At 42.6% G+C, this 22,011-nt stretch carries 18 protein-coding genes; 10 read left to right on the plus strand and 8 right to left on the minus strand.

Annotated elements, in window-relative coordinates:
• Positions 1 to 47 precede the first annotated feature (47 nt).
• The 4 genes from FXV77_RS12585 to FXV77_RS12600 all read left to right on the plus strand — a co-directional run bounded on the left by FXV77_RS12585 (position 48) and on the right by FXV77_RS12600 (position 6,808).
• Positions 48 to 1,679 carry a tetratricopeptide repeat protein gene (locus FXV77_RS12585; RefSeq protein WP_148919581.1) on the plus strand — a complete coding sequence of 544 codons (1,632 nt, stop codon included), beginning with the start codon at positions 48 to 50 and terminating at the stop codon, positions 1,677 to 1,679.
• 238 nt (positions 1,680 to 1,917) lie between these two features.
• A complete protein-coding gene (locus tag FXV77_RS12590) occupies positions 1,918 to 4,716 on the plus strand; it encodes a TonB-dependent receptor (protein WP_148919582.1) in 2,799 nt (932 codons plus the stop codon).
• Entirely contained in the window at positions 4,716 to 5,714 is a 999-nt protein-coding gene (locus FXV77_RS12595; RefSeq protein WP_148919583.1) for a metallophosphoesterase, read from the plus strand. Before FXV77_RS12590 ends, FXV77_RS12595 begins: the two co-directional genes overlap by 1 nt.
• Before the next feature lie 23 nt (positions 5,715 to 5,737).
• Complete coding sequence (locus FXV77_RS12600; protein ID WP_148919584.1) at positions 5,738 to 6,808, plus strand: phytase; 1,071 nt, start codon at positions 5,738 to 5,740, stop codon at positions 6,806 to 6,808.
• 64 nt (positions 6,809 to 6,872) lie between these two features.
• Here FXV77_RS12600 and FXV77_RS12605 read toward each other — a convergent pair whose 3' ends face one another.
• The gene (locus FXV77_RS12605) at positions 6,873 to 8,324 is read right to left on the minus strand and encodes a glycoside hydrolase family 28 protein (protein WP_148919585.1); all 1,452 of its coding nucleotides are present in this window, start codon (positions 8,322 to 8,324) and stop codon (positions 6,873 to 6,875) included.
• A gap of 65 nt (positions 8,325 to 8,389) precedes the next feature.
• On the minus strand, positions 8,390 to 9,163 hold the full coding sequence (locus tag FXV77_RS12610) for an alpha/beta fold hydrolase (RefSeq protein ID WP_148919586.1): 774 nt from the start codon (positions 9,161 to 9,163) through the stop codon (positions 8,390 to 8,392).
• Between the two features lie 170 nt (positions 9,164 to 9,333).
• Between FXV77_RS12610 and FXV77_RS12615 the strand changes: the two genes are divergently transcribed.
• The 5 genes from FXV77_RS12615 to FXV77_RS12635 all read left to right on the plus strand — a co-directional run bounded on the left by FXV77_RS12615 (position 9,334) and on the right by FXV77_RS12635 (position 15,409).
• On the plus strand, positions 9,334 to 9,960 hold the full coding sequence (locus FXV77_RS12615) for a helix-turn-helix domain-containing protein (RefSeq protein ID WP_449448575.1): 627 nt from the start codon (positions 9,334 to 9,336) through the stop codon (positions 9,958 to 9,960).
• Between the two features lie 97 nt (positions 9,961 to 10,057).
• The gene (locus FXV77_RS12620; RefSeq protein WP_148919587.1) at positions 10,058 to 12,280 is read left to right on the plus strand and encodes a heavy metal translocating P-type ATPase; all 2,223 of its coding nucleotides are present in this window, start codon (positions 10,058 to 10,060) and stop codon (positions 12,278 to 12,280) included.
• Between the two features lie 71 nt (positions 12,281 to 12,351).
• Positions 12,352 to 12,573 (plus strand): heavy-metal-associated domain-containing protein, encoded by a 222-nt coding sequence (locus FXV77_RS12625; RefSeq protein WP_148919588.1) that lies wholly within the window; start codon positions 12,352 to 12,354, stop codon positions 12,571 to 12,573.
• 22 nt (positions 12,574 to 12,595) lie between these two features.
• The gene (locus FXV77_RS12630; protein ID WP_187444122.1) at positions 12,596 to 13,021 is read left to right on the plus strand and encodes a heavy-metal-associated domain-containing protein; all 426 of its coding nucleotides are present in this window, start codon (positions 12,596 to 12,598) and stop codon (positions 13,019 to 13,021) included.
• A gap of 27 nt (positions 13,022 to 13,048) precedes the next feature.
• On the plus strand, positions 13,049 to 15,409 hold the full coding sequence (locus tag FXV77_RS12635) for a multicopper oxidase domain-containing protein (protein ID WP_317132153.1): 2,361 nt from the start codon (positions 13,049 to 13,051) through the stop codon (positions 15,407 to 15,409).
• Here FXV77_RS12635 and FXV77_RS12640 read toward each other — a convergent pair.
• From FXV77_RS12640 to FXV77_RS12650, 3 genes are read right to left on the minus strand one after another with little or no spacing between them, the layout of a single operon-like run.
• On the minus strand, positions 15,403 to 15,834 hold the full coding sequence (locus FXV77_RS12640; RefSeq protein WP_148919590.1) for a hypothetical protein: 432 nt from the start codon (positions 15,832 to 15,834) through the stop codon (positions 15,403 to 15,405). The two genes, FXV77_RS12635 and FXV77_RS12640, sit on opposite strands and share 7 nt — an antisense overlap.
• Before the next feature lie 41 nt (positions 15,835 to 15,875).
• The gene (gene vapC, locus FXV77_RS12645) at positions 15,876 to 16,280 is read right to left on the minus strand and encodes a type II toxin-antitoxin system VapC family toxin (RefSeq protein WP_148919591.1); all 405 of its coding nucleotides are present in this window, start codon (positions 16,278 to 16,280) and stop codon (positions 15,876 to 15,878) included.
• Positions 16,277 to 16,468, minus strand: coding sequence for a type II toxin-antitoxin system VapB family antitoxin (locus tag FXV77_RS12650; protein ID WP_148919592.1), 192 nt, complete (start codon positions 16,466 to 16,468; stop codon positions 16,277 to 16,279). Before FXV77_RS12650 ends, vapC begins: the two co-directional genes overlap by 4 nt.
• 29 nt (positions 16,469 to 16,497) lie before the next feature.
• Here FXV77_RS12650 and FXV77_RS12655 point away from each other — a divergent pair, with 29 nt between their 5' ends.
• Positions 16,498 to 16,806, plus strand: a complete 309-nt coding sequence (locus tag FXV77_RS12655) for a hypothetical protein (RefSeq protein ID WP_148919593.1) — start codon at positions 16,498 to 16,500, stop codon at positions 16,804 to 16,806.
• A 223-nt stretch (positions 16,807 to 17,029) separates the two neighbouring features.
• Here FXV77_RS12655 and FXV77_RS12660 read toward each other — a convergent pair whose 3' ends face one another.
• From FXV77_RS12660 to FXV77_RS12670, 3 genes are all read right to left on the minus strand, one after another.
• Positions 17,030 to 17,671, minus strand: a complete 642-nt coding sequence (locus tag FXV77_RS12660) for a DUF4468 domain-containing protein (protein WP_148919594.1) — start codon at positions 17,669 to 17,671, stop codon at positions 17,030 to 17,032.
• Between the two features lie 244 nt (positions 17,672 to 17,915).
• A complete protein-coding gene (locus FXV77_RS12665; protein WP_222867788.1) occupies positions 17,916 to 19,109 on the minus strand; it encodes a hypothetical protein in 1,194 nt (397 codons plus the stop codon).
• Positions 19,110 to 19,199: 90 nt separating this feature from the next.
• Positions 19,200 to 21,935, minus strand: a complete 2,736-nt coding sequence (locus FXV77_RS12670) for a TonB-dependent receptor (protein ID WP_148919595.1) — start codon at positions 21,933 to 21,935, stop codon at positions 19,200 to 19,202.
• Positions 21,936 to 22,011: the final 76 nt, after the last annotated feature.

A 22,011-nucleotide genomic window follows, 5' to 3' on the forward strand; every position in this document is an offset into this window, starting at 1 on the left:
TACTTTTAAACCTATTACCTCCATTTCACATAGGACTATAATTTAAGATGGCGATTTTATTCAGGTATGTATTTCTTCCGGTGTTCTTTTTATGTACAGGTAAGGTGCTTCTTGCTCAAAACGATGTTCCTTCCCCACCGCTCCTACAGGAATCGATGCGTGAAAATCCAGATTTAGCTTTTAAACAGATAAGAAGAACGCTACAAGGTGCTTTAGCCGATAGCGACCACTACCAAGCTGCGGTGTGCTACGGACAACTTGGTGACCTATACTATTTTCAGGCGGCCTACTTACAAGCATTGGACAATTTCTACCGTGCCGAGTCCCTACTCCGGAAACAAGAAAAGCTACCGGAACTGGCAGCGATATGGATTAAAATCGGTGAAACAAAGCTCCATAACAGACAATATCCTTCATCCTTAGAAGCCTTTGAACAAGGGCTTGCTTTATATAAATCGGTAGATGCAGTGGAAGGTATCGCTGACGCGCTAGCACACATCGGACAGGTGCACGAGAAAAACGGAAATCTGGAAGAGGCTAAACGTTATCAGCAGCTGGCACTTGGACAGCTCGGGGAGAAAAGCGACTGGGCGCTTTCCGCCAAAATCCATGAAAATATCGGCAGCATTTATGAAGATATCTTTCAGCTCGACTCCGCCCGCTTATATTTCAGCAAAGCTTTGGAAATTGCCCAGAAGACGCAAGATAAGACGCTCCATATCCGGATTACCAATAATATGGGCGACATTCACCGGAAAACGGGCGAATACAACGATGCACTGGCCTATACGCGTAACGCGGCCTCCTTGGCAAAAAAGACGAACGAGCATTATCAGCTGGCCAGTGCCTATCGTGATCTCTCCAAAATATTTTCCTTGACCGGACAGTACGATAGCGCCTACCATTACAGTGAAGCCGGAAGAAATATCCATACCGAGATATTCTCCGAAGATAATGCCAAACAATTAACGATACTGCAAACTTTATTTGAACTGGAACAGAAAGAGGATGCTATTACCCAATACGAAAGGGAGCGGAGAATTCACTTCACCATGTTGCTATTCGGTATAGCCATTGTCTTGCTCCTCCTATTCCTAGGGCTCAGCATCATTAGCCGGCAGCGATCAAAGATTGCCAATGAACGCAAACTTAACGAGCAAAATCAAAAACTCCACGAGACACAGAAGATCGCCATGGAGACCGATCTCTATAACAAGCAGCTGAAAGCCGAAAACCTGCGAAACGAGCTGGAGCTCAAAAGCAAGGAACTGACAAGCCATACCCTTCACCTGATCCAGAAAAACCAGCTTCTTGAAGAGCTGAAGGAAAAGCTTGGCGAAATCGTTAATAACGATAAGCGAGATCAGCGAAAAGAATTAAAACAGCTCTTGAATCTGCTCCAACTCAACCACAACCAAGACAAAAACTGGGAGGACTTTCGCGTTGTATTCGAACGTGTACACGAACATTTCTTCGAGGGATTAATGGCACACTGCAGCAAACTAAGTTCCGCAGACCTCCGATTGGCTGCATTATTAAAAATGAACCTACGTTCGGCCGACATAGCCACTATGCTCGGCATATCACAAGATAGTCTTCGAATCGCCCGATATCGGCTACGGAAAAAACTCGACCTACCCGAAGGGGAAAGCTTAAGCACATTTATCCAGAAGCTTTAACGCGCTTGTTAAAGATAAGCCAATATAAGCTTAATACAAACTTAATGGCTCCAAAAACAAAGTATAAAACACTGATAAACAACTTTTTAAAAAATAAAAAAACAGATTGTTGCTGTGTTGTATACGGTTAAAAAACCTGTGTTGATGTTTTGTTTACGGCAGAAAATTGTAATTGCCGGCAAGGTCTCTAACCTTTGCCAAAGTATTAATTAACGTTATCCATATCAAAAAAATTATTATGAAATTTATTTACACGATGTTGCTTTTATTATGTTGCACGGCATCTTATGCGCAGACAACCATCTTAAAAGGCAAAGTTTTGGATGTCAACGACAGTTTTTCCCTGCCGGGCGCCACGTTAAAATTAGAACCCAGCAACCGATATACCATATCGGATATCGCTGGAGACTTTGAATTTCTAAATGTTCCTGCCGGCACCTATACCCTTAGCGTGAACTATATGGGGTATCAAGTTTACGCGCAACAAGTAAAGGTAAACGGTAAAAACGAACAAATGAAGGTATTTCTTTCACCACTCACGCAAACGATCGGTGAAGTCAGTGTAATGGGTGACATCGCCAAAGGACAAGCTAGAGCACTGAACCAACAGAAAAACAACAGTAATATTACCAATATCATTTCCAGCGATCAAGTCGGACGTTTTCCGGACCAGAATATCGGTGATGCCTTGAAACGCGTTCCCGGTATTACCATGCAGAACGATCAGGGCGAAGCGCGTAATATCATCGTCCGCGGGCTATCTCCTGAATTGAACTCTGTGACGCTGAATGGCGACCGCATTCCTTCCGCTGAGGGTGATAACCGCAACGTACAGATGGACTTGATCCCGGCTGATATGATCTCCACCATTGAGGTAAACAAGACCTTAACACCAGATATGGACGCAGACGCCATCGGTGGATCCGTTAACCTGATTACCCGTGCGGTACCGAATAAACAACGTATTTCCGCTACATTAGGTGGTGGGTATATGCCTATCCGCGAAAAAGGCATCTACAACGGTTCGATCGTGTATGGTAATCGCTTTGCCAACAACAAATTGGGGGTTGTGCTAAGTGGTACCATCCAAAGCCAGAATTTCGGGTCGGATAATATTGAAGCCGCCTGGGAACAAGAGGATAATGACCCATTTGTGGAAGAGATGGAAATCCGTAAATATGATGTGCAACGTATCCGTCGTAGTTTCTCCCTGGCAACCGACTATGAGATCAACTCCAGAAACCGTCTTGAATTGAATGCCATATACAACTGGCGTGACGACCGTGAAAACCGTTATGCCGTGACCTACACTGATCTGGAGTGGGATGCTGACCAAAATTCGTATATGGGCGGTATCCGCAGACAGACGAAAGGTGGTCTGGATGACAACACGAATAAAAATGCACGTCTCGAAAGACAAACTGTCATGAATTTCTCCTTACGGGGCGAACACCTGCTTACTTCTAAATTAGATTTTGACTGGGCTGCTTCCTACTCTAAAGCTTCCGAAGATCGCCCTAACGAACGCTATATCGAGTTTGAACAAGAAGATCTCTTGTTGAACAACGATTTTTCAAACCCGCGCAAACCTTTCGTGGGGGACAACTACCATGATTATTCGCAGTTTGAGCTGAGAGAGCTAACGGATAACCAAGATTACACTTCGGAAGACGAATTTGGGGCAAAACTCAATTTCCGTGTCCCGTTGAGTGTCATTGCCGATCAAAAAGGACGGTTTCGTTTTGGTACGCGATTGCGCATCAAGAACAAGAAAAGAGATAATATCTTTTACGAATATTCGCCCGTAGATGGTTTAGGTGCCATGAGCTCCATACCGTTGGAAAACTGGTCTGGCAGCAATTTCGCACCCGGCAGCCAGTACACACCGGGTGGCTTTGTCGACAAAAGATATTTGGGTGGATTAGACCTGCACAACACATCGCTATTCGAGCAAGATGCCGCACCTTCTGAGTACCTTGCCGAAAACTACCATGCAAAGGAGCTCATCGGTGCAGGGTATGTCCGCTGGGACCAAAACTTTACCGAACGGACATCGATGATCGTCGGTGCCCGTGTAGAATATACCAAAATCGATTACACCGGGAACTATGTACAGGATGAGGAAGAGCTTTTGGGCGAGGTAAACAACAAAAATGATTACGTCAATATATTGCCTAGTATAACGTTCAGACATGATGTAACCAAGGATTTTATATTGCGCGCCGCGGTCACAACGAGCTTAGCCCGTCCGAATTACTATGCATTGGCACCTTTCGTCAGTTCGCTTCCAGGGGATTATGAAATCGCAGCAGGAAATCCGGATTTGAAAGCAACGTATGCAACCAACTTCGATTTGATGGCAGAAAACTATTTCGAAAATATCGGAATCGTATCTGCCGGAATCTTCTATAAGAACCTGCAAAACTTTATCTATAGCTATCGCGATGCCAACTATACCCGGGAGAAATTCGCTGCGGACTTTCCGGATATCACGAACCCTATCCCGGCAGACGCTGATAGACAATGGACATTTGTACAATCCCGCAATGGTGATAAAGTCGATGTGTATGGCGCAGAAGTTGCCTTTCAACGACAGCTCGACTTCCTTCCGGGAAAATTCTTAAAAGGTTTCGGTATTTATGCCAACTACACTTATACACATTCGGTGGCCAAAGGAATTACCAGTGAGGATGGTGAGGAAAGAACCGGTTTGGGTCTTCCACGTACAGCTCCACACATGCTGAATGGTTCTATATCTTGGGAAAATGATAAGTTTTCTGCCCGGGTATCGGCCAACTATACGGCAGCTTATCTAGATGAGATCGGCGAGGCTGACTTCTATGACGCCTATTATGATAAGCAATTTTTCCTGGACGCCAATGCGGCCTATAAGATCACCAAACAACTACGTATTTTCGGAGAGGCAAACAACCTGACGAACCAGCCTTTGCGCTATTATCAGGGAAGCGGCAACCGCACCATGCAATTGGAATATTATCGTCCGCGCTTTAATTTAGGGTTGAAATTTGATTTATAATGAAAAAAATATTTTTAGCAACCATTATCTGTTTCAACCTGACACTGGCATTCGGACAGGTAACGCCTTTCGAGTATGAGAAACAGACCGGGTATAAAGGGAAGAACATTCCCGATTTAACCTATATCGAAGACAGCTATAGCTTTTTGGTATTGGGTGACTTTGGGCGTGTAGGCGATTATTATCAACAGGACGTAGCACGGGAATTGGGACATGCAACGATCGCTCTTGAGGCGGAATTTATCGTCTCGGTTGGTGATAATTTTTATCCCAACGGCGTGGCAAGCACCACCGACTATCATTGGATATCTTCTTTTGAAACTATTTATAAAGATCCGAGCCTATATACGGATTGGTATGTCGCGCTGGGAAACCATGACTACCGGGGAAATGTCCAGGCGCAAATCGACTATTCCAATATCAGCAGACGGTGGAACATGCCAGCCCGATATTACAGCAAAACATTCGAAGTAAACGACAATGAAAAGCTGCTTCTGATTGTGATGGATACCAATCCATACATCGACAGCTATCATGAAGACCCTGAAAAATATACAGGCATAGCAGGGCAAGATACGGCCAAACAAACCCAATGGTTGACCGAACAGCTACAAACAGACGATCCGCAGGTAAAATGGAAGATCGTTGTAGGTCATCATCCGCTATATTCCGGAGGGAAACGTAAAGAAAGCGAAGACACTAAATTGTTTGAAAAAAAGTTTGCGGACTTATTTGACCAACATCAGGTTGATGCCTATATCTGTGGTCATGAGCATGATTTACAGATCATCAAGCCCCAAGGGCGGTTTACCACACAATTTCTTTCCGGTGCTGCCAGCGAAGTGCGTGCGTCCGGGAATCGGGAAGGAACGATTTTCGCGGCTGCGGAGTCTGGTTTTATGGCATTTTCCATAGTCGATGGCAAAATACTTGTACAGACTGTCCGCGCAAATGAAACAGGTGCGAAAGTCCTGCACAAATATGAGTTAACAAAATAAACACACACCATAATCACAACACCATGAACAAACTATTTATTTGGCCCACCTTACTCCTCTTGGCAACATCCTGTCAAGACCGTATGGCTCCGGTAGCCGATAACGCGATTAAGCCGACGGTCATTACCGAACCGACTCCAAACGATACGGACGACCCCGCTATCTGGGTACATCCCGACGATCCGACGAAAAGCCTCATCATCGGAACCGACAAGGAAGTCGGGGGTGGACTTTACGTTTATGATCTACAAGGCAAGATCGTCAACAAATTTATCGATATGGAGCGCCCGAATAACGTGGATGTGGCGTACGGCTTAATGATCAATGGAAAAAAGACCGATATTGCGGTGACAACCGAGCGTAAAGCACACCGTCTACGCGTGTTTTCGTTACCGGATTTAACCCCTATCGACAATGGCGGTATTCCGATTTTCGAAGGTGAAATGGGTGAAGAAGAACGCGACGGAATGGGAATTGCACTGTACACCAAACAAATCGATTCAGCCGAGGTGGAAATCCAGGCAATCGTGGGGCGCAAAACAGGGCCGTCAGGAAGCTATCTATGGCAATATAAATTGGCAGGTAACAGTGACGGCACGGTATCTGGTGAAGTTATCCGTAAATTCGGCACCTACAGTGGAAAGAAAGAAATCGAAGCTATCGCCGTCGATAACGAGCTGGGTTACGTCTATTACTCCGATGAAACCGTCGGCGTTCGGAAATACTATGCTGACGCTGAAAAAGGAGACGAAGAGCTGGCTCTTTTTGCACAGGACGATGCGCAAAGAGATCATGAGGGTATCGCTATTTATAAGAAAGACGACAAAACAGGATATCTCTTAGTTTCTAACCAGCAAAACAATACTTTTTTAGTATACAAAAGAGAGGGCGAAGCCGGTAATCCGCATGAACATACCCTGATTGCAGACATTCCGGTTTCCACGGTTGAATGCGACGGTGCAGATGCGCTGCATGTCAATTTTGGAAGTCAGTTTCCCAACGGCATATTTATCGCGATGAGTAACGGCAATGTATTCCATCTCTATGATTGGAATATTTTGCAAGACTGGATAGATCAACATCCCATTAAGTAAAAAACAAATGGCGGAACATGAGAAATGTCCGCCATTTGTTTTTTACAAAGCTTATTCGAGATGGCTAAAAGGTCTCAAACTCGGCCTCAGATGACGATTGCACATCCTCTTCGCTTACCAATTTTCCATTGATGGTTACATTTTCAAATTTCATTCCTTTGGTATAGTTCGCCTGAATAGGTACGTCTACACCTTCGATATTGGAGTTGATAATTTTAAGATTTTCTGCCGGAGATTCTTCATAAGCGTTGATTAACACGCCGAACTTCCCTCCTTGTTTTACATTCAGATTTTCTACCGTAATGTTACGTACGGTAGGCATAAAATCGCCCGGGTTTTCGTAATACATATCTACTAGAACGGCCGCCTCTTTATAGGTCCCTACTTCGATATTACGCACATAGATATCCTCTATAATCCCACCGCGGAGTGAGCTTGTTTTAATCCGTAATATTCTATCCAGTTCTGGGCTATCCATTTTTAGGTTCTGAGCAAAGATATTCTTGGCTCCACCAGATATCTCACTACCTAGAACAATACCACCGTGACCATCTTTCATCTCACAGTTTTCGATGATATGGTTTTCCGCCGGACGCCCAATCTCCCGACCATCTTCGTTCCGTCCGGATTTAATCGCAATACAGTCATCTCCCGTATCAAAATAACAATCCGTTATCAAGACATTTTTACTGGACTCTGGGTTACAGCCATCATTGTTGGGCCCATGCGTGACTACACTGACATTCCGTACCGTCACATTCTCACATAATACCGGATTGATGTTCCAAAACGGTGCATTAATAATTTTTACATCGGCAATTAAAATGTTGGACGAGTTATAGGGTTGAATAAACGGCGGGCGTAAGAAACTACCGTCACCATGTATTCGCTCTTCCACCGGAACGCGGTCTTTTACTTCTTGTGTCAATTTTTTGACGGCGGCCAATTGGTTATCCATCCCTTCAACCCAGCCATGCTCTTTCTTCGCTTTCCATGGCCACCAGTGTTTGTTATTTGCATTTCCATCGAGGACACCGTTTCCGGTAATGGCTATATTTTCTTGACCATAAGCGTAAATCAAAGGCGAGTAGTTCATGCATTCCATTCCCTCCCAGCGTGTTTTGACTAACGGCTTATAATCCGCTACATCCCGGCTGAACAGCAATTTTGCGCCATCTTCCAGATGTAAATTGACATTGCTTTTCAAATGGATAGCACCGGTCAAAAACGTTCCTTTGGGAACGACAACCCGGCCACCTCCACCTTGGTGACAAGCTTCAATAGCCGCATGGATAGCTTTGGTACTGAGGACAGTGCTATCGACGTCGGCTCCGTATTCCGTGATCACAAAATCTTTCTCTGCGAAGGTAGGCGCCACGATCAATGCGCGTATGCTATCCGCTATTTGCCATGCCTTGTCCGTTTCTTGTACTTGTTTGTTTTGGGTCTCTCCACACCCCACCAATAAACCCATTGGTAAAATGGCGGTTAGGATTAAATTACGTACTTGCTTCATATAAGTTCACTTGGGTAAATAGCCCGAAAGATAGGAAAATTTTGTTACATAGGAGCGGTTGTACGCTAGCTTAGAAATTGAGTAACCAGTTCGTTGAACGCTTTTGGATTCTCGGCTTGTACCCAATGCCCTGCTTTCGGAACGGTTTTAATCTCCGAATTCGGAAACATCTCCTTGATCATCGGATAATCCTCTTCCAGGATATAGTTTGATTTCTCGCCAGACAGGAATAATGTCTCCCCATCGTAAACACCCGGCTCCACACCTACCGTAATAAACGCTGCGTATTTTTCGGTTAAGGTTTTTAAGTTAAAACGCCAATCTAATGTACGGTCTTCCTTTATATACACGTTCTTAAGCAAAAATTGAATGACACCGGTTTCATTCAGATATTCGCGCAATTGCTCTTCTACTTCCCCACGGTTACTCGCTTCGTCAATCTTAACGGCCTGCAACGCTTCTATTATTTTTTGATGATGCGGCGGATAAGCTTTGGGTGCAATGTCCGCAATAATCAGTTTACGGATGTTGGTCGACTTGGAAACGGCATACTGCATGGCCACTTTTCCGCCAAGGGAATGACCAAGTATATCGACTTCCTGAAGCCCGTGATGGTCTATGTAAGCTTCCAAATCGTCGACCATTACCGCCAACGACATCTCTTCGCTGTGAAAGCTATGCCCATGGTTACGCAGATCCAACAAATGAACAGGTCTGTCCTGACCAAATTCCCGCGCAAAGCTACCCCAATTATCGGACATGCCAAACAGCCCATGCATCACCAATAAAGGGGTGCCCGGCTTGTCCTCTCCGTATATTCGTGAATGTAAAATCTCCATAAGGAGTAAAGATAAGGTTTTTCATTGTCCTTTTTTTTAGAAAAAAATGGACCAAAAAAATCGTCGCTTCAAATGTTTTACATTAGGGATAGTACGAAGGATGAGTTGGTGCAGTTGTAAAACATTTGGATGCGACCTTTTTGTGTTAATTAGGGATCGTGCAATAGAGAATGAGTAATATTACTTTTGAATTGCAATATTCTTTGTTATTTTGGGCTAATGATAACGCCTATAAAATGACCATTTACATCAAAAATATGGTATGCAACCGCTGTATCATGGTGGTTCGCCAAGAGATCGAGAAATTAGGGCTCCATATCCAGTCGATAAAATTAGGAGAAGTGGTTCTGAAGGAGACCTTAGAGCAAGCCCAATTGGTTACGATTGCAGATGTACTGGAGCCGCTGGGATTTGCGTTGATCGACGATAAAAAGAGTCAGCTTATTGCACAGATAAAAGCTATTGTTATACAATGGGTACGCGAACAAGATGGGGAACGCACCGTTAACCTCTCGGATATTTTGGCCGATCAGCTGCATCATGATTACAATTACCTATCCAATCTCTTCTCCGAAGTGGAGGGTATCACCATCGAGAAATATCACATCGCTCAAAAGATCGAACGTGTGAAAGAACTATTGGTGTATGATGAGTTGTCGTTAAGTGAAATTGCTTATCAGCTGGGTTATTCCAGTGTGGCGTATCTCAGCAATCAGTTTAAAAAAGTGACCGGCTTATCGCCCAGCCATTTTAAAAAAATTAAAGAAGACAAGCGGAAACCGCTCGACGAGGTGTAATATGATGTAAATCTTACAACTCTTTCCCAAAATAGTGTAAGATACCATCAACCCTTTATGCCGAACTTTGTTGATAACAAAAGAAAGGTATAAAGCTATGGCTACAAACAATAAACAAACCGCGGTAAAAGAATCATTTCCGGTCTTGAACATGACCTGTGCGGGATGTGCCGTAAGTTCAGAAAGCACCGTTAAAGCGATGCCTGGGGTATTGGACGCTGCGGTCAACTTTGCCAACGCCACGCTGACTGTGGAGTACCAACCGGATACGACCAGCCCCGCAGCCATGCAACAAGCATTACAATCCATCGGCTATGATCTGCTTTTGGAAGACGAAAGCACCCAACAGGAAACGCTAGAAGCTATCCACGAGAAAAAATATAAAACGTTAAAAAATAAAACTATTTGGGCGATTATTCTATCCCTTCCAGTCGTCGTTATCGGCATGTTTTTCATGCATATGCCTTATGGCAATGAAATTATGTGGCTGTTTTCCACGCCGGTTGTTCTGTGGTTAGGTAGAGACTTCTTTACTAATGCCTGGAAACAGGCAAAACACCGTTCTGCAAATATGGACACCCTTGTTGCGCTGAGTACCGGGATAGCTTACCTATTCAGTGTCTTCAATATGCTGTATCCCGAATTCTGGTTGGAAAGAAACTTAGAACCACATGTTTACTTTGAAGCAGCGGCTGTTATCATCGCTTTTATTCTATTGGGTAAATTATTGGAAGAAAGAGCGAAGGGCAATACCTCTTCCGCTATAAAAAAACTGATGGGGTTACAGCCGAAGACCGTCGTTCTCATACTGCCTGATGGCACGGAAAAACAAGTTGCCATAGAGGATGTACATGTCGACAACGTGATTTTAGTAAAACCGGGCGAAAAGATTGCCGTGGATGGTATCGTTACGTCCGGTAATTCTTATGTAGACGAAAGTATGCTCAGCGGCGAGCCTGTCCCCGTACAGAAAAAAGAAAACGAAAAAGTTTTTGCTGGTACGATTAACCAAAAAGGAAGCTTCCAGTTTAAAGCGACAAAAGTCGGTAAAGAAACCATGTTAGCCCAGATCATTAAAATGGTGCAGGACGCACAAGGCAGCAAAGCCCCTGTACAAAAATTAGTGGATAAAATTGCCGGCATATTCGTACCGGTAGTTTTGGGAATCGCCGTCCTTACCTTCGTCCTGTGGTTGGTGCTTGACGGTAATGAAGGACTCGTACACGGTCTTTTAGCGGCTGTCACCGTCTTGGTTATTGCCTGTCCATGTGCCCTGGGGTTAGCGACACCAACCGCTATTATGGTGGGTGTAGGAAAAGGAGCTGAGCAGGGTATCCTAATTAAAGACGCGGAGAGCCTCGAATTGGCTAAAAAAGTGGATGCGATTATCCTGGATAAAACAGGTACGATCACCGAAGGGAAACCACAGGTTACCGATATGCATTGGTTACAGGAGGAACTTGTTCACCAACATATCTTGTTTAGTTTAGAAAAGCAATCTGAACACCCCCTAGCGGATGCCGTAGTGAAACATTTAGAAAATACGCAAGCAATTTCGCTCACTTCTTTTGAGAGTATAACCGGGAAAGGGGCAAAGGCCGTTCATGAGGGTGAAGATTATTATGCCGGTAACAAAAAACTATTGTCGGACCACAGTGTTCAAATCTCTCGACAACTTCAACAGTACGCCGATACATGGAGCCTAGAATCCAAAACGGTTATTTGGTTTGCTAATAGTAAAGAAGCGCTTGCCGTATTGGCTATTTCCGATAAAATCAAGGGAACATCTGTAGAAGCTATTCAGCAATTAAAGGACATGGATATTGAGCTATATATGCTTACAGGAGATAACGAAGCTACTGCCAAAGCCATCGCCGAGCAGACGGGCATTCCGCATTATAAAGCGGAAGTGTTACCGCAGCATAAGGCAGATTTCGTTAAGGAGTTACATCAGCAAGGAAAGGTCGTTGCTATGGTAGGCGACGGTATTAACGATAGCACCGCTTTGGCAACCGCTGATGTCAGTATCGCGATGGGTAAGGGAAGTGATATTGCCATGGATGTGGCGAAAATGACCATCATTTCCTCCGATTTAAAAAAGATACCCGAAGCGATCAAGTTATCCAAACAGACCGTGGCTACTATCAAACAAAACTTATTCTGGGCCTTCATTTACAACCTAATTGGCATCCCGATTGCAGCAGGTATATTATATCCCATAAATGGGTTCCTGCTCAACCCAATGATTGCCGGTGCGGCGATGGCATTGAGTAGCGTAAGCGTAGTAAGTAACAGTTTACGGTTGAAATGGAAGAAGTAACGTTGCACAAAAGCGTAAACAACTACAGATAATAAAATATAAATCATACACATAATTTACAATGGAACATCATGGAAAATAAAACTTTTAAGTTCAAAACAAACATCAATTGTGGTGGCTGCGTATCTGGTGTAACACCATTTCTAAATGGACTGGATGGGGTAACCAAATGGGAAGTAGACACCAACAATAAAGATAAAATATTAACCGTTGTTGCAGATACGGCAACGGAAAAAGAGGTTATAGATTCGGTTCAGAAAGCTGGCTTTAAAATAGAACCGATGCAGGTTTAGTAAACGATAAAACAATAAAAAAATGAAGAGATTATCTTATATTATCACGACATGCTTCGTCCTTTTATCGACGCTATCGATCGCGCAGATAAAAAATGCAAAAATCGAGACCGCGAAAGTCAATGGCAATTGCGGTATGTGCAAGCGTACAATCGAGAAAGCAGGTAATGTGCAAAATGAAGCACAGGTTGTTTGGGATGCCGATAACCAGCGAGCTTCTATTACCTACGATGCAGAAAAGACGACAGTGGACACAGTCTTGAAACGTATTGCACAAGTGGGCTATGATAATGAAAAATATTTGGCTCCTGATGATGTCTACCGTAATTTACATGACTGTTGTCAATATGATCGTAAATTGAAGCAATCGAAGCCCAAAACAAAGACCGATGAGCATTCGCAACATGATCACCATCAAGGTTCATCACATCAAGGAAAACAGCATTAAAAAATAACAATATTTAAAAAGATGAATATGTTTAGTCGGTATCTGTCCTTTCTGTTTATGTTACTAGTATCCGTTTCTACAACGCTTGCCCAAAAAGTGGTTCGATATGATCTGTATGTGACGGATACACTGGTTAACTACAGCGGAAAAGAAAGACACGCCATTGCTGTAAATGGACAGATTCCGATGCCGACATTGATATTTACAGAAGGCGACACCGCCGAAATCGTATTGCACAATCTGCTTAAAGAAAGCACCTCTTTGCATTGGCACGGTGTGCAGCTACCCAACCGAGAAGACGGTGTACCATTTCTTACCCAAATGCCTATACCTGTGGGGGCAACTTACACTTATCGTTTCCCTGTAAAGCAAAATGGTACCTATTGGTACCACAGCCACTCTGGCTTTCAGGAACAGATAGGTATGTATGGTGCTATCATTTTTCAGAAACGCAAGGATGACCGTAGCTTTCGGAAGGGAATTGACGACATACCGACCATCCCTGTAGTTTTGAGTGAATGGACGGATCTCCACCCGCATCATGTACAGCGTATGCTGGGTACGGGGAACGATTGGTTTGGTATCAAGAAGAATACGGTACAAAGCTACGCCGAGGCAATCAAGGCAGGTCATTTTAAAACAAAAGTAGTGAATGAATGGAAGCGTATGGAAGCTATGGACGTTAGTGATGTATATTACGAAAAGTTTTTGATAAACGGCACGAGCGAACAACAACTTCCCCAGTTTAAAGCAGGGGATCGCGTGCGCCTCCGGGTTATTAACGGTGGTGCCTCTTCCTATTTTTGGATGACCTATGCCGGCGGCAAAATAACGGTCGTTGCTAACGACGGTAACGATGTGGTTCCCGTAGAAGTGGACCGACTGATCATCGGTGTATCGGAGACTTATGATATTATTGTCGATATTCCGGCAGAACATACCGCTTATGAGCTAATGGCAACAGCGGAAGATCGTTCCGGCTCTGCTTCCATGTATCTAGGCGAAGGCATTCGCCAGCTCATCTCGCCCTTGTCGAGACTTCAGTATTTTGAGGGCATGAAAATGATGAACGACATGATGAAAATGAATGGGGATATGGATGATATGGGAATGGATATGGGGCTTCAAAAAATGGATATGAATGCTGTCATGTATCCGGAAATTCCATCGAACGACATGCATCAACATCATGGTGCAACATCCGCAGATGATCATGATCATACACACGAAGAACATCATCAGGGCCAGCAACAATCCGAAACAGAGAACCATCACTCCAATCATGAAATGCATCAGCAGGAACAGGAACATGCCCATTATCAAGCGCAGGTATCTGATCAAGATCAACACGAGGCACACGGACTATCTTCCCAGAAAATTGTCACTTTAAATTACGCGATGTTGAAATCACCTTACAAAACAACATTGCCTAGCGACGCACCTGTCAAGGAACTTCGCTTCGAGCTGACGGGAAACATGAACCGTTATGTGTGGAGTATGGATAACAGGGTGCTATCCGAAACGGATAAAATTCCGGTAGATAAAGGAGAACTTTTACGCATCATCCTGTATAACAATTCCATGATGCGCCACCCCATGCACCTGCACGGTTTTGATTTCCGTGTTCTGAACGGGCAGGGTGAATATGCTCCTTTAAAAAATGTGTTGGATATCATGCCGATGGAAACGGATACCATCGAGTTTATGGCAAACACGGAAGGAGACTGGTTTTTCCATTGCCATATCTTATACCATATGATGGCTGGCATGAACCGTGTATTCGCGGTAGGTGATTATCAAAATGACTTGCTCCCCGATAAGGAAAAGGCTTATAAAGTGCTACAACGCGAAAGCAATATGCTTCACTTTATGGCCGAAAATGATTTTGCGACCAACGGTAATGACGGGCAAGCGATGTTGCAAAACACACGTTGGAGCTTAGGGACAGAATGGCGATTAGGCTATCATGATACGCATGGTTATGAGGTAGAAACGCACTTCGGCCGGTATATCGGAAAAATGCAGTGGCTTATGCCGTTCGTCGGTTTCGACTGGCGCTATCGAAAAATGGGGCACAACGAACAGGAAAAGAATATGTTCGGACAGGTAAATAAGAAAGATAACCGGAGTGCCTTTAGCGTAGGGGTTATGTATACATTACCTATGCTCATTAATTTTCAGGCGGAAGTATATCATGACGGTATTGTGCGATTAGCCTTAATGCGTGAAGATATCCCTGTCTCCAGACGAGTACGTGCAGGCTTTATGGTGAATACGGATAAAGAATATATGCTCGATTTACGGTATATCCTTACCCGGAATTTTGGTGTCCGCACACATTATGATAGCGATATGGGCTTTGGCGTAGGATTAGCCGTGAATTACTGATTTTCAAAATGAGATTCGATCAGCTTTAGCAGTTCTTCATAATCTTTGGGATCATTAGAGATGCCTTCGTCCCTATAATAGTAACCGTCTTCGGTTCTGTCGGATATTTCTATATTTGCTTGGAAATTAATCTGGGCAACGCGTTCGCTAGCTTGTTTCACGAATATATTATACATGATCTTATTTCCAGCTCTTTTCGCAAATATACCTCGCTTTTTTATAACCGCTTTCACTTGAATAAATCCAGCCTGCTTTTCTATATTTTGGATAAAATAATCACTGTCTGCTAGAAGCTCTACTAGTTCCTCGAACGCTGTTCTTTTATCAATATCCTTTACTGTCAAAAACGGCAGTTTGGTTTGGGTAAAAGCGAATATGCTAACAAGAATCAAGCTTAATGTGATTATATATTTTTTGATAGTCATGGTTAGGACATTATATTGATATATATAAAATGAATTACGCTCTATTTAAGAATATTCAAATCACTGTATTTACTAATTTGATCAAAATCCCTGTCGGTGTGCACCAATGGGGCTGAAAACCATATGGCATAATATGCAATAAGGCAATCATTGCTTTTACGGATGGTAACTCCTTGTTTACGCAACGAACGATATAACTCAGCAGCTCCGACAGCTGTATGATAAGCTGGCAATTCCAATAATCGAAAAAAAGAAAGGGCTTCTTTAATTTGGTTATACATTTTGCCTTCTCGGATTCCTTGAAGTATTTCCTGTAGGATAATGGGAACCATCAGCACCTCATCATCAGCCAAAATATATTGTTCTAACAAAAGGGACTCCCGTGTATCTTTCTTGTTAAAGAAATCAATCCAGACCGAGGTATCGAAAATCACCGGCTCCCTCATATACTCCGCATCTGCTCTAAATCACCTTCCCACGTGCTCTCCTCCCTTAGGGATAGTATATTTTTACGTTTCAAGGAAGCAACATATTGCTTCAATGCCTCATGCACAACATCTTTTTTGGTTTTTAGACGACTAATGTGTAATGCTTGTTTAATCAATTGTTCATCTAACTCAATATTCGTACGCATAATACTTTTCTTTGTGTATGTGTAAAGATATGAAATTTTATACACATAAGAAAATTCCGAGGCAAATCGATATTTTGGGCTATCTCGTTCATTCCCACCAAGCTAATTTCTCTTCCGTTTTCTTCGACGTCTTCCGGACAGAAACTGATCATGCCCTTGTTTTCATAAAGCATTACACCAGCTTCCCGGATGGCGGCAAATACGGCCTCTCTATCCTTTCGGTAACATACCGTGGTGCTGATACGCTTACCGCCCCTAATATTCCTTTACTTTTACTGTACCGTGGATCTACGCCAAAGGTACATGCGTTTAGTGGGTCAGTATTAGATCTCCAGTAGCTTCTTAGTAGATCTCCAGTACCTTTTCGGTACACTCGCGGTACATTAACCGTGATTTTTTCCTGTCATTGTTAGCTGTTTCTTGCGTATTTGTTGTGCCATCCTTAGGTGATCCTTGTCTATAACCCTTCTTAGGCTGGGTCGTGGTTGGGTCAAACTAGGGTAAACCTTGGGTTGAATTCAATCCTTAGTCTACAAAACAAGAAGAGGGATTATAATTATACTACATCAATACCTTTCTCGCTGACTCAAATATCCTCCGAACCTCACTATCGACCGTATAAACGATCTTCCCGTTATATTTTTTTCGTTTACTTTTTAGGTAGTCAAAATAAGATTTGGTAACGTCTACATTAAACTTTTCGACGGAATTGTGCTGATTGAAGTTAATATTCTCATTGAGCATCGCGTTGGTTGCCTCCAAATACATCTGTAGGTTATTCCGACGTTTGTCGCTGCCGTAGATATTATAAACCGACATATCAATCGTATCAGGACTGATATTTATGGCAACCGTAAAATACATAGAAAAGTCAGATTTATTAATACCTGATTTAAAATTATATTTTCTCATCGACTTTCCGACCAATGTACCGGTTTCCCGATCGTCAATCTGAATCACATTTTGGATGTCTGGAAAATTATCTACAAACCACCGTTTTAAAGCAATGTAAGCTTTTTCCTTATCTCCTTGATATGTTATAAATTCACGGTATACGACTTTTCCATCTTTTAATGGGATGTAGGAGGCTACACTGTCTATCTGGTGGTAACTTGGTTTATACACTTTATTGAAAATACCCGCGTCCTGAGAAAAAGACCATAAAGGTAAAGACCAAAGTAATAAAGAATATACTAATTTCATTTTTGATATATTTTAGAATAAACTAGGCGATTTTTATCGACCGTAAAATAAGAGAAACGTATTACCTATAAATCAACAAATCATTAATTTAATAATTCAAAACATTACGCTGACAGTTTTAATTTTAATCGACACCCTTAAAAAATATTGCAATAAAAAACCGGCTCCTTTATCAGAAGCCGGTTTTTGAGAGGTATATTTATTTAACTTTTATTGTTCTGAAGCGTATCTACGCTATTGTTGTTTAGAAACCAACAGTCCAACCTTGTGCCCATTCTGGAGCATCCACACCGTTTCCGGCACCAGTTGCTTCATCGTTTTCCGTAAATACTTTTGTGATGTCTACATCAGCGCCTGCAGTAGAAGTACCTTTTGCTTTTGTTCCTACATTTACGAATTTAACATTGGTTGCTTTTAATTCACCAGCTTCAACAAATGCCAAACTCTCATCGTGTTGGATATCAAAACCAGTACCCCAGTTACTTAATACCACATTATCAAAGTTACCATTCGTACCTACGCGCATTTTGATCGCATGGTTTTCACCACCTGCATTGTTTCCAACCAACGTCAGGTTTTTAATTGTAGGGTTAGAGATAGGACTAGCATTATGATTGTTGGAATTATTATCTGCCTCGATACCTCTGTTACCATTGTTTGTTCTTTTACCGTACCAGTTTTCACCTGTACCGTTCCAGCCCTCTGTCCAGTCAAAGATATCATCACCAACTGATGAATGTGTATTGATAGACACCAAGTATTTTGCATTTACTGTTCCACCAAACCACTCGAATGCATCATCCGAACCTTGGTAAGACTGTACATACTCGATCGTTGTTCCATTACCAACGCCGAATAAAGAAAGTCCGTTAAATTCTTTTTCGTCATTGTATGAATATCCTGAATATTCAATCCGCAAATATCTGAGTGAACCTGAATTATCGTTAGCAGCGGTACCACCGTATCTCAAATTCGAAACCTCTGCTGACGCAAACTCTCCTACATTAATTGGAGCACGTCCACAGATTACCAAACCGCCCCACGCAGCTGGCTCTTTTGTTGTTGCTGTCATCACAACCGGGCTTTGTTGTGTACCTTCCACATTAATTTTTCCGCCTTGAGCTACTGCTATGTAGCGAATTTCCCGACGATCACTAGCAGGATCAAGATCAGTCGCCTCGATGGTTACACCAGGTTTAATTGTTAAGGTCGCACCATCTTTCACCTCGATTTTTCCTGTCAGTTTATATGTACCTGAAGTTAAAATAACTTCACCATTCGTGATTTCACCCTGAAAATCTTCGCGTACTAACTCAAATGAAGAGTTTCCATCTGGTTCTGGGTTATCGTCGTCACTACATGAAGTAAACGCCAACGAAGTAGACAAAAGTCCTAAACAGAACATCTTAGTCAATTGAATAGTAGATTTTTTCATCATCTCTCTAATTTATTTAAATTTATTAATACAAATATCTATCGTTTAAATTTCTATTCGGTTAACATAATATTACCCTTTTGTTAACTCGTATTATAATGTATATTTCACCCCTAACGAAAAGCGAACACCTCTTTTGTAAGAAAGTACCGTCAGCGGTCCGTTAGCACTTTCCTGGAATCGTTCGTAGGTCGGATCCAATAGATTTCTAGCGCCTAAATCGACACCCAGATGTCGGTTGATTTTATATTTCAGTATAAAATCCAATGTGCCTACCCCTTTATCAAGCTGATTGCCTCTGCCCTGTGATCCCAAAGAATACAGTCGGTCTGAAAAATGATTATACATCACTGTAGCCATAACATCCGAGTCATTATTCCATTTTTTGGTAAAGGAGAGGTCTACGTTCATCAAAAAATCTGACGCGCCCGTAAAACTGGCCTTATCATGCGTCAAACTAATATTATACGTAGTTTCGTTTCTCACTTTCTCGGCATCCAATTCCTGATCGGTTTTCATATAAGCAGCGTTGCCCCCTACCGATAGCTTGCTATCGCCATTGTCAAACGTAAACAAATCTTTTTTCACCTCCACTTCCACGCCATAAACTGTTCCATAATCACCGGTATTCAAGTAGGAAACATCATTGGTGGACGAAGCTAACGTGACTTGGTTCATAGGATCTTTAATGTACTTACCAAACGCTGTGATAGACAACAACTCCGACGAACGCGGAAACATCTCCCATTTAATATCCAAGTTATAGTCTTCCGATGCGTATAAATCTGGATTCCCAACACGGGTTTCTGTTACATCCATATATTCAAAACGGGCACGTTCCTTAAATTGTGGCATAGTGTAGGTTTTACTGGCACCTAAACGTAGATTTTGCTTTTCATCCAGCTCATATTTTAAGATTAGATTAGGTAGGATGCTGTTCCGTCTGAATGTATTGGGTGTTCCGATATCCTCTAAAACCGTTGAATATTGAATAGATTGCATGATATTTTCATAGCGTAAGCCCAGCACACCTGTAAGCCTGTCCGTTAGTTTATATTCTCCATTCACGAAAACAGCATGGATATTTTGTTTCCCTTCATAGGTTTGGGGAAGGGTACTCCTGAAACCGTTTATTCTGAAAAGGTCAGGATGATAAGTCGAAGCGTTAAAAAAAGCATCCATATTATCCGGATCGACTTTCCATTGCATTCCTGGTTGTTGAAGAAAGAAGTTAAACTGAATATCCTCGTAACTCCGATCCTTTATTTTACCATTGTAGCCTACCGATATCCGACCTTGATCGGCATCCCCTAATTTATAATGTGCCGCAACATTAAAGGCTACTTCCTGTTCTGTCAGGTCTTGAAAATAACGGTGATTATCAGCTTGCTGATTCTGAGCTAATACCCGGTACTCCAGCTGGTCATCTATATGTGTAATATTTTGCGTACGGTCAGGCATGTCGCTGGTCACATTATTATAGGACAGTCCCCAGTCTACATCTATTTTCTCCGTTACTACGTGATTACCCAAAAGTTGGTTCACGAACAATTTGGTTTGCCGAAAGGTATTACGTTGCACTATCCCGGTACCGTTTTCTGCCATATCTCGGATAAAGCCATGATAACGATCGGCCGATTGATCCGAAGAGTTGATAAACAAGAAATTGTAGGAAAATCGATGACTGGGATTCAGCACATATTCTGCATTGAACATACCTGTAGCGTTAGTAGTGTACTCATACCGTACTTGGTCGAAATCCTTCAGCTGCGCTCCACCGCTACTCAGCTGTCTATTCACACCCTCTCTATAATTGTAATCACCCGTAAAATTCGCTATAGCAAATAAATTTAAACGGCTTTCGTTACCAAAACTAAAGGATTTTCCTCCACGTAGACCAATGTTACCAAATACTGGCGTTTGCTTTTTCGGATTCAAACTATTTTGAAAATTAAATCCACCAAACGGATCATTAGGAACACCATAATTCACAAATCCGCTACGATTTGGTCCTTGTTGCAAATAAAAATTATCCCATTGACCAAGCACATTGGTATTCATGCTACTTCCGAGAGTCACTTCCAACATCCCGTCGCCAGAATACCTTTTTGATGCGATATCCACATTTCCTCCGGCAAAATCGCCCGACATATAGTTACTATATACTTTATCTATCGCGACATACTCTACAATATCTGTTGTAAAAAGATCCAAATCAATATTCTTACGCTCCGGGTCATTCGATGGAATCGGCATGCCGTTAAACGAAGTCGTATTATAGCGGTCACCCAGTCCACGCACATATACTTGGCTAGTTCCTTCTATACGGGAAACCCCACTCATTTTTGCTAAGGCAGATGCAGCATCGCCGACACCTTTCCTCGACAACTCCTGCGCACCGATCTTCTCCACCATCAAATTCGACAAACGTCGTTCTTCCAATAGTACGATTTCGCTCGCACGTTCCCTCCTTCTGGTAATGACAACTTCATCCAACGTAGAGCTCGCATTTACCAAAGCCACGGGAATAAATTCCCATTCACTCTGTTCAAGGTTGAACGTTGTGGAATCGGTATTATATCCTACAAACGTACTTACCAGAGTATACTCTCCTTGTTTCTCCGGTAAGGTAATAGAAAACTCTCCGGCATTGTCAGTAGATGTAGCATACTGGGTGTTCACAATTTTGATACTAACTCCTGGAATGGGCTGATAGGTTTCGAGATCCAAAACTTTTCCCTTTACTCCAAATTGTTGTGCTTTAACCCCAGCAACCTGCGTGGTTACTAGCGTAACGACTAAAGCAACATAATAACTAAACTTGATCATCTCTTATGTTAATATTATGTTGCAATATTATGAGCATAATATTAGCTAACTGTTAACAACCGATTATTAAAACATC

The sequence above is a fragment of the Sphingobacterium phlebotomi genome (assembly GCF_008180195.1).
Taxonomy (GTDB): Bacteria; Bacteroidota; Bacteroidia; order Sphingobacteriales; family Sphingobacteriaceae; genus Sphingobacterium; species Sphingobacterium phlebotomi.